Origin of the sequence: Mycolicibacter heraklionensis (genome assembly GCF_001021505.1) — a bacterium.
GTDB classification, from domain to species: domain Bacteria; phylum Actinomycetota; class Actinomycetes; order Mycobacteriales; family Mycobacteriaceae; genus Mycobacterium; species Mycobacterium heraklionense.
Genome location: NZ_LDPO01000042.1, coordinates 1 through 8875 on the forward strand (window position 1 = coordinate 1; position 8875 = coordinate 8875).

The 8875-nt window shown below is 67.1% G+C and carries 5 protein-coding genes; all 5 read right to left on the minus strand.

The features are described 5' to 3' along the window. Positions 1-236 precede the first annotated feature (236 nt). Positions 237-4385, minus strand: a complete 4149-nt coding sequence (locus tag ABW16_RS27945) for a PGRS repeat-containing protein (protein ID WP_157864286.1) — start codon at positions 4383-4385, stop codon at positions 237-239. Positions 4386-4444: 59 nt separating this feature from the next. Next, a complete protein-coding gene (gene gjpA, locus ABW16_RS23280) occupies positions 4445-5569 on the minus strand; it encodes an outer membrane porin GjpA (protein ID WP_052957080.1) in 1125 nt (374 codons plus the stop codon). Between the two features lie 543 nt (positions 5570-6112). After that, complete coding sequence (locus tag ABW16_RS23285) at positions 6113-6553, minus strand: MarR family winged helix-turn-helix transcriptional regulator (RefSeq protein ID WP_230987287.1); 441 nt, start codon at positions 6551-6553, stop codon at positions 6113-6115. A 130-nt stretch (positions 6554-6683) separates the two neighbouring features. Then, positions 6684-7196, minus strand: coding sequence for a MarR family winged helix-turn-helix transcriptional regulator (locus tag ABW16_RS23290; RefSeq protein ID WP_233424861.1), 513 nt, complete (start codon positions 7194-7196; stop codon positions 6684-6686). A 399-nt stretch (positions 7197-7595) separates the two neighbouring features. Then, positions 7596-8141, minus strand: a complete 546-nt coding sequence (locus tag ABW16_RS23295) for a MarR family winged helix-turn-helix transcriptional regulator (RefSeq protein ID WP_047321577.1) — start codon at positions 8139-8141, stop codon at positions 7596-7598. Between the last annotated feature and the right edge of the window lie 734 nt (positions 8142-8875).

Below are 8875 nucleotides of genomic sequence, written 5' to 3' on the forward strand. Positions count from 1 at the left end.
GACCAAGTCGCCGCCGAACTCAACGGCCGACCCCGCAAACGACTCGGCTGGCGAACCCCCGCCGAAGAACTCGACCGACTACTGTCAGACCCGTCCACATTTGTTGCAGCGACCGCCTGAATCCAGGGCGAGTGGGTTGCGCCGTGAGCGCAGAGTGAACGGTTAGGCCCCAAACGCGACCGCGGCCGCCGAGCCCCGTGAGGGACCCGACGGCCGCGGTAGGTGACCAGGTGATGTCAGCCAGGTCGGCCGTTAACGCCGGTAGCACCCGTGGCGCCGTTGGTGCCGGCCACCCCGCCGGGCGCAGGACTACCACCGGTACCGCCGGAGCCGCCGACGCCACCGGCGCCGCCCGCACCACCGACAGTCCCTGCGCTGTTGACTCCGCCGTTACCGCCCTTGCCGCCCGCACCGCCAGCCGGGCCAGCACCGCCGTTGCCTCCGACCCCATCGGTACCGCTGGTGCTGGTGCCACCGGCACCACCTGCACCACCGTCACCGCTGTTACCGCCGGCACCACCGGCACCGCCCGCAGGGGGTGTGCCGGAAAAGACGATGCCGCTGTTACCGCCGACGCCACCGGTGCCGCCCTTACCGCCGACGCCACCGGTGCCGCCCTTACCACCGTTACCGGTTACGGACGTCCCGCCGACGCCACCCTGGCCGCCGTTGCCGCCGTCACCGCCGGCTGTTCCGTTGCCGCCCTTCCCGGTCGCCGCGCTGTTTCCGGCCGTGCCTGCGAGGCCTGCTCCGCCGGTACCACCGACTCCGCCGGCACCACCGTTGCCGCTGATGGAGGCACCTCCGGCACCACCCGTGCCGCCATCGCCGGCGATCCCGTTTTGGGCTTGAGCGCCACCAGCACCACCCGCCCCACCAACGCCGCCAGCCCCGCTACCCGACGTGCCACCGGCGCCACCGTCACCACCGTCACCAGAAGCTTTGTTCTGGTTGCCGACGCCACCGACGCCACCGGCACCGCCGGCACCGCCGGCACCGTCAGTGCCACCATTGATGCCGGAACCACCGGCACCACCGTTGCCACCGTGGCCGCCATCTAGGCCAGCGCCGGCGGCATCGACGCCGCCAACACCGCCAACGCCACCGACACCACCAGCACCGGCAGCGCCATCGGTGCCAGTGTTCGAGACACCACCGCTGCCGCCCTTGCCGCCGTTACCGCCGGCACCTCCGGCCGTACCGGCGGTGGTGGCGCTGGCAATCGCACCGGCCGCCCCCGCCCCGCCTGCACCACCGACACCGCCGGCACCACCGTTGCCGGTACCCGAAGTACCACCCGTGCCGCCACTGCCACCATCTCCAGAGGTTCCGCCGTTGATTCCGACGCCGCCGGCACCGCCAGCACCACCGGTGCCGCCGTTGCCGTCGAGACCACCGCCGATGCCGGAGCCGCCGGCCCCGCCGGTACCACCGTTGCCGCCGTTCAAACCGTTGCCTGCTGCGTCAACGCCACCGACACCACCGGCTCCACCGGCGCCACCGGTTCCGGCCAGGCCATCGGTACCGGTGCTGGACTCGCCACCGACGCCACCCTTACCGCCGTTGCCGCCTGTGCCACCGGCTGTTCCGCTGGTGGTCGCGCTGCCAATCGCACCCGCTGCGCCAGCGCCACCAGCACCACCGACACCGCCGGCACCCCCGTTGCCGGTGCCCGAGGTACCACCTGTGCCGCCAGTGCCACCGTCGCCGGAAGTCCCGCCGTTGATCCCGACGCCGCCCGCACCACCGGCGCCACCGGCACCACCGTTACCGTCCTTGGCGTCGTTGCCGGCTGCCCCGTTGCTGCCACTGGTGCTGATACCGCCGGCACCGGCGGTACCGGCGGTGCCACCGGCACCACCGACGCCACCGTTGCCGCCGCGCAACCCGTTGCCGTTGGCGTCGACGCCGCCCGTACCGCCCACGCCACCGTTGCCGCCAACACCGCCGGCACCAGCGTTTCCGCCACTACCACCGCTGCCGGTGACGGCGGCACCGCCCTTACCGCCGTCACCGCCCTGGCCGCCATCGATACCGGCGTAACCGTCGCCACCCGCAGCCGCCGGGTGCGGGATCCCGGCGACTCCGGCTTTGGAGGACCCACCGAGTCCGCCGTTACCGCCGTTACCGCCGTTACCGGTGCCCGTCGCGGCGCCGCCGGCGCCACCATCACCGGCATTACCACCGCCGGAGCCACTTCCGCCGGAGCCGCCGACACCGCCGTTGCCGCCATTGACGGCGCCGGCCCCGCTGCCGCCAGCACCACCGTTACCACCGTTACCGGCGGGCCCGGTCGGGAAGACGTTCAGAGAGCCGCCAGCCGTATTGGCACCACCTCCACCGCTACCACCATTGCCAGCGCGGCTGGCGCCGAACGGATTAGCAGGGTCGCTGGCACCGGCGCTGTTACCGCCAGCACCGCCGTTGCCGCCGCTACCACCTTGCAGCTGCGCGAGGCCGCCACCACCAGCGTTGCCGCCGTTACCGCCGATGGCCGTGCCGTTACCGCCACTGCCCCCATCACCGCCCTGACCACCGTAGCCGCCGCCGGTAGAAAGGGCTGCCGCTGCGCTACCGCCCGTGCCGCCATTACCGCCATTACCGCCGGCGCTGATCACGCCGTTCCCGGTCGCCCCGTCGGCCCCGTCACCGGCGTCACCGCCGCGACCGGCGGCACCGTTAGACCCGACCGCACCGCCGGTCCCGCCGTTACCGCCGTTGCCGCCCTTGCTGAAGACGGTTCCGTCGCCAGACTTCCAACCGGTGCTGGCAGCACCGTCGCCGCCGTGGCCGCCGTCACCGCCGGCGCTTGCGGTGCCACCGCCGCCACCACCACCGTTTCCGCCGGCGCCGCCGTTACCGCCGATGTAGGTGCCGGTGCCGGCAGCTCCGCCATCGCCACCGTCTCCGCCGATGCCATTGCGAGCGGTTCCGGTGGTGGTCGGAATGTAACCACTGGCGCCACCGACGCCGCCGGCACCGCCGCTGCCGCCGGTGGTTTTCACGGTTTCGTCGTCGGTGGCCGCATTACCGCCGGCGCCACCGCTGCCACCGTGGCCCCCCTGGCCTACCCCGAGGGTCGCGGCCCCCCCAGCGCCTCCGGCGCCTCCGTTGCCACCTACGAGCGAACCGAAGCCGCCTGCACCGCCGGCACTGCCGTCCCCGCCGACGCCGTCGGTCTGTCCGGAACCGCCGTTGCCCCCGTCCCCGCCGATTCCGCCGGTAATCCCGGCGCCGCCGTTGCCGGCCGCTCCGCCATCAGCACCGATAGCCCCGGCGCCACCGGCTCCGCCGCGGCCTCCGGCGCCGCCGTTGCCGAGGTAGTCACCGCTTGAGTCCTTGTAGGCGTCACCGCCATCGGTTCCGGCGCCGCCCACGGCTGCCGTACCCGACTGGCCGGCGTGTCCGTAGGAGCCGTCGAACTTCTCGCCGGCGGCGCCGCCCGCACCACCGTTGCCACCGGCACCGCCGGCGGCTCCATTCAGGTGGGCCGCAATGCCGTCGTCGATCCCATTAGCGGCGGTTCCCGCGGCGCCGGCGGTACCACCAGCCCCGCCATTGCCGCCGTTACCGAATAGGTAGCCGCTGCGACCACCAGCGCCGCCGGCCCCTCCGTTGCCGCCATTGCCGCCAATGCCCGTGCCGCCGTTGGCATAGCTACCGTTGGCGCCGGCGGTGCCATTGCCTCCGGCGCCGCCGTTGCCACCGGTACCGAAGAACCAGCCAACCGCGTCGCCGCCATTGCCGCCGGCGCCGCCACTGCCGCCGGCACCGACACCGAGTCCGCCCGCACCGCCGTCACCGCCGATGCCCATGAACGAGCCACCACTACCGCCGTTGCCGCCGGCACTAGTCTCGAAGCCGTCGCCACCGGCACCACCGTTGCCGAACCACCCGGCGTCTCCGCCGGTACCGCCGACCAAAGCCGCATCGTTGCTGTCCCAGCCTGCACCACCGTCGCCGAACCACAGTCCACCGTCGCCGCCGTTGGGGTTGAGGGCGGTTCCGTCGGCACCATCACCGATCAAGAACAGGCCGGAAGATTGGTTGATCCAGCCGTTGACCAATTCACCGAGATCACTGTTGATCCAGGCCTCGACACCGAAGTGAATCGGCTCGTAGAACCACTGGCTGATGATCGTGGACATGTCGAAGAAGTCGCCGGCAGCCGGCAGCGGATCGGCCGCCGACGCCGCAGGGCCAAACAGGTCCAACAGCCAATCCAGACCGTCGTCGGCCTGTGCTGACGGAAGTCCCGCCAGTGGCGTCATCCCGAACGCCAAGAACGCAGTGGCGGCACCACTGGCACCGATCACCCGCTTGCGGCGCGACTGACCAGCCTCATGCTGACCGCGGCGCCGGCTGCTGCTGTGACGACGACTCATTGAGGAACACCTTTCTAAGATGTAAAGATTTGGGGCAGTTGAGTTTTGGAGGGGGAGGATCAGCCGAAGATACTGTCGAAGAAGTCTTGGAACCCGCCGAAGAAGTTGGTGGCTTCGGCAGTGAAGTCGTCGGGGATCGGCGGCAGGTCGACTCCGAGCGCGGGCTGGTTCACGACAACTGTGCCTTCCCCGTCCCAGCCCGAGCCCAACAGCGCGCTGATGACCTGTCCCCACATCTCGAAGGCCGCGATCGGACCGATCGCTTGGCCCTCAGCGACGATTTGCCCAAGCAACGGAACGCCGACCATTTGCAAACCGAGAGAGTTCAAGATGGAGCCTCCGACAACCGGAACCGAGGCGTCTACCTCGCCGTCATCTCCCATCGACTGGTAGGTGGCCAGCTGCACCGAACCGGTGCTGAGCAGACCACCAAAGGCAAATTCCAAGTGGTCCAGACTCATTCCCGCCGGGAGGAAGCCCGCATCGTTGATCGAAGGCAGCACGAAATCGAGATTGAGGGTGGCGCCGTTGAGGAAGCCGCCCCAGGTGTTGGCGAGGATCTCACTGAAGCTGTCACCGTCGGTGATGCTGTTCAGCAGCGCGACCCAAGGGCTGATGCCCGGCCCCAGCATGCCGATGATGATTCCCGACAGCGGCGAGACCATGAAGTTGAGGATCGAATTCACCATGTCCACGTCGGTGCCGGCCGGCAGGTATCCCGGAACCTGCGCGAGGATCACGGCATGACCGGTCGTGAGCGACCCGTCGATCGTGTGGTTGGTAACCGTGTCCAGGGTCTTAGAAGACACGTCCAGCGGGAGGGTATAGCCGTCGCGGACCGCCACCCAGTTCTGCTGGATCTCGGTATTGATGGCAGCCAGGGTGCTGCTACTCGGGTCGTTGAGGAACTGGTCGATGTAGCCCATCCAGTTCGCATACAGCTGCTGGAATGCCACACCGGGGGCCAGCATGTAGTTGTCCTTCAGGATCGAAAGGTTGGCATTCGTGGTGTTGATCACGTCCTGCCAGGTGTCAACGAAGTTGGACAGTCCCGTGAGCGCGACGTCAGCAACTGAGGCGACCGTCGGCGCCGGCGCCGGCGCGACAACCGGCGTGGCAGCGATCAGGCCGGTCCCGGCGATGACGACACCGGCCGCTGCGTAGGGGCGAAGAATGGCGTGCAAGGGAGCTCCTTCAGGTCATGTGACTCAGCACACGGAACGTAACTGAGGGCGACCTGAAAATCAGCAGTCAGGAAGCGCTTGATCTCAAAGGCATCGCCCCTACCCACCGTTGGCAATCTAACGGGCTCGAAAAACCCCAGGTACACGCATTAACTTTGACGGCCAGCAAATTCCTGTCGGCCGCTGAATGATTCAACTGGAAATTACCGGCGAGTAAGAATTGAAACACGTTCACTTGAGCCCATTTCGCGTCTCGTCGGCGCGAAATAGGCGTTGAACTGGGATGAGGCGGCGCTGCCACTAAGTCCAGAATGGCACTGTAGAAACAGGTGTCAAGTCGTTTGGATGCAGCAAGGAACCCTATTAGACGAACCATAGCTAGCATGCGGCTAACCTCGCGTCAACGCAGGTCACGGGCATCTAACCCGACGCGAACGGTCCGGCCGAGGCGCATCGTAGCTCGCCTGTAAGGCCCCGTTCCCTGAGAATTTTTCGAGCGACCTTTCGGGTGCTGCCAGCCGGGACGCGGACTCCGAACTGCGCTCAGGACTGCTCAGGAAGGCCGGTTCGCCGGCAGACGTCACCGAGGGCGATCACCTGCTGACGCGACAGTTGGTCGAGGTAGTACGCACGAATGCCGCGGGCGTAGGTGACCGCCGCGGGCGCGTAGCGCTGCCGGCCCGCAGCGGTGATGTGGCCAAGTACTGCCCGGCGATCGGTCGGGTGCGGACGCCTGACGACCAGGGCCTGGGCCTCCAGCCGGCCGATCAGCGAAGTCACCCGACTGGGCGCCAGCGCGAAAGCCTCAGCGAGGTCCCGCATCCGGGCCGAACCGGTCTCCGAACGGGCCAGCCGGTCCAGCACAAGGACCTCAAAAAGAGTCAGCCCGTGGGCGTGGACCAGGCTGTCATTCAACGCAGCAAGCAGGCGTGACGAGGAGTCCATGAACTGGTGCACGCACGTGCACTCATCCGCGTCAAGCACAGGCAGTTCCCACACTGGCTGCTCAAGAGCCCGCAGGTGCCCCATGCCGGGCGATGGTAGCCACGCGATCCGGCGACTGGAGGTTGATTCGGAAACTTCGCGCCGAGCAGTTGGGCAAGAGGCGAGCGACTCAATCCAGCGTCGACTTTTTCGGAAGCTCCGCTGCCTCCAGCGACGCGTTGATCTGACGGCAGCTGGCACCCAGCGCAAGCATTTGCTGGCGGGACATCTGGTTCACGTAGAGCCGGCGGATCTGTTCGGCGTAGGTTTTGCGGGCCTCCCCCAACCTCATTCGGCCCTCGGGCGTGAGTTCGGCCCGCACCCCCCGCCCATCACCGGGGATGGGAATTCGGCGGACGAGGCCGCGGCTTTCCAGCCGGCGGGTCAACCAGGTGACCCGGCTGCGAAGCAGCATCAGGGCCGCCGCCAGATCGCTCATTCGGACAGAACCGGTGTCGGACTTGGCGAGAACGTCCAACAGCCGCAGCTCAGACAGGTCCAGCCGGTGCCGCCCCATCAGACTTCTATTCAGAGCGGCCAACAGACCCGTCGATGACTGGACGAACTCGTGCCAGGAATTCTGTTCGATGTCCTCCAGCCCCGGCAGTCGCATCGCCGGCGCCTGAGCACCTGTGTCTTCCACGGCGGGCGACGGTACCGAAGCCCTTCGGCGATGGCCACAAAAATGGGGGGTGGTTTGCATCCTTTTGAATACATGGCTGTCGTCGGGCCGCAGTCCGCAACACCCGCCGCCGGCGTATCGGTGCTGCTCGGAGCCGTTTCAGAGCGAACACGGCAAACAATTCCGGGTAACCTGGTTAGTTCAACCGGAAAATAATTGATGAGTGACTGTCAGAACCTGTTCTAGCAAAGCGCTGGCGCGGCTTTGTCCGGGTGATAACCGCTGGCCAAGGGCCGTGTGCGTGGATCACGGCAGGGAACGGTCGACCTCATCGCCCGAACGCCCGTCATCCATTTTCTCGCCGCTTCCCGCGGGCGCTCTACACGCCGCGGGCAAACGGCAGGTCGGGTACCGCGTAGATCAGAGCGGCGGCTTGGCAGTCGGCTCGCCGCCGGGGGCCCGGGACACATAGAGCGTCGAGTCGGCCTGCCTCAAGCCGGAGTTGATTCGTCGGCAGTTCTCTTCGAGAGTGGCAAGCTGGCGCCGCGACAAGGTGCCGATGAGATGGGTCCTGACCCCTTGGGCGTAGTTGAGGCTGGCATGCCCCGCCACCCGCCGGCCGTCCGCGCTGATCCGAGCCACCACTCCACGCCTGTCGTCGGAATTCTGTTCGCGCTGAACCAAACCCCGCTCCTCGAGCCGACGGATTCGCTTAGTCATATGGTGCGGGGTCGCACCCAGCGCGTCGGCCAGATCACCCATCCTTGCCGCACCGTCGTCGGACTTGTCCAGGATGTCCAGCACCCGCAAGTCGATGACGGAGAGTTGGTGCGCTTCGGTCAGCCAGCGGTCCATCGTGGCATTAAAGCGCAGCGCGGCGTGCAGGAAGTTCTGCCACGACTTCTGTTCGGCGATGTCCAATCCGGGAAGGTCACTGGGGGTGCGTCGACGAGCTGGACGTTGCATGCCGCCATGTTAGCCAGGCTTTGTTGCAGTGCGCCAACATTATTCCGCTCGGAAGTTCAGTCACCCGCTCGCTCGCGAGGGCAATCGGGGCCTGCGGGACCGCTTAGGAAATGTATCTATACTGACGACACTGTCCCGGCGCATCTCGATATCAACGCTGAAATCGATTTGAACAAAAGGCACTGGCGGAGTCGTCTGTTTTATATATTAGATACATAATGTGAGGTCGAGCCCGCCTTTCCGGATGGAACAGGACTCGGACGGGGTGGCCCGCGGGCGGGTTGCCGCCCGGATCGGCGACGATGCGGCAGTGCGCCGATGGCTGTCGCGGGCGGCGACATGATCGAAACCGGTTCTCCTCGACCAATTGCCGCACCAGCTGGGCCGAAGCAATTCAACCGGTTGATTGGGAGGACGCCGCACACGGGATACGAATCTCTAACCAGCACTTGAAACTCAGATATACCCCCGGGCGCGCCGCCCCCCGAGAGAATCCGCACCCTTGCGCTGGGCCAGGTTTCCTGACGCCTGCGGCAAGCGCGAATCCGGCTGAGACCACCGGCGCTTGGCTTGATACCGGTACCGCCATTGAAATGGCGGTGGCGGAGGTGTGTGAGTTCACGACATAGGTGACAGATGAGTCGCGACATGGGTGACACCTGCATCGGTGGCTGCTGAGTCGCGTCATAGGTGACAGTCATGGGTCATGTCCAAAGCGCGCGTGGCCGTCCTAG

Coding starts and splice junctions, on each gene's coding strand:
- ABW16_RS27945 (WP_157864286.1), bottom strand. CDS start 4,385: ATGAGTCGTCGTCACAGCAGCAGCCGGCGCCGCGGTCAGCATGAGGCT.
- ABW16_RS23295 (WP_047321577.1), bottom strand. CDS start 8,141: ATGCAACGTCCAGCTCGTCGACGCACCCCCAGTGACCTTCCCGGATTG.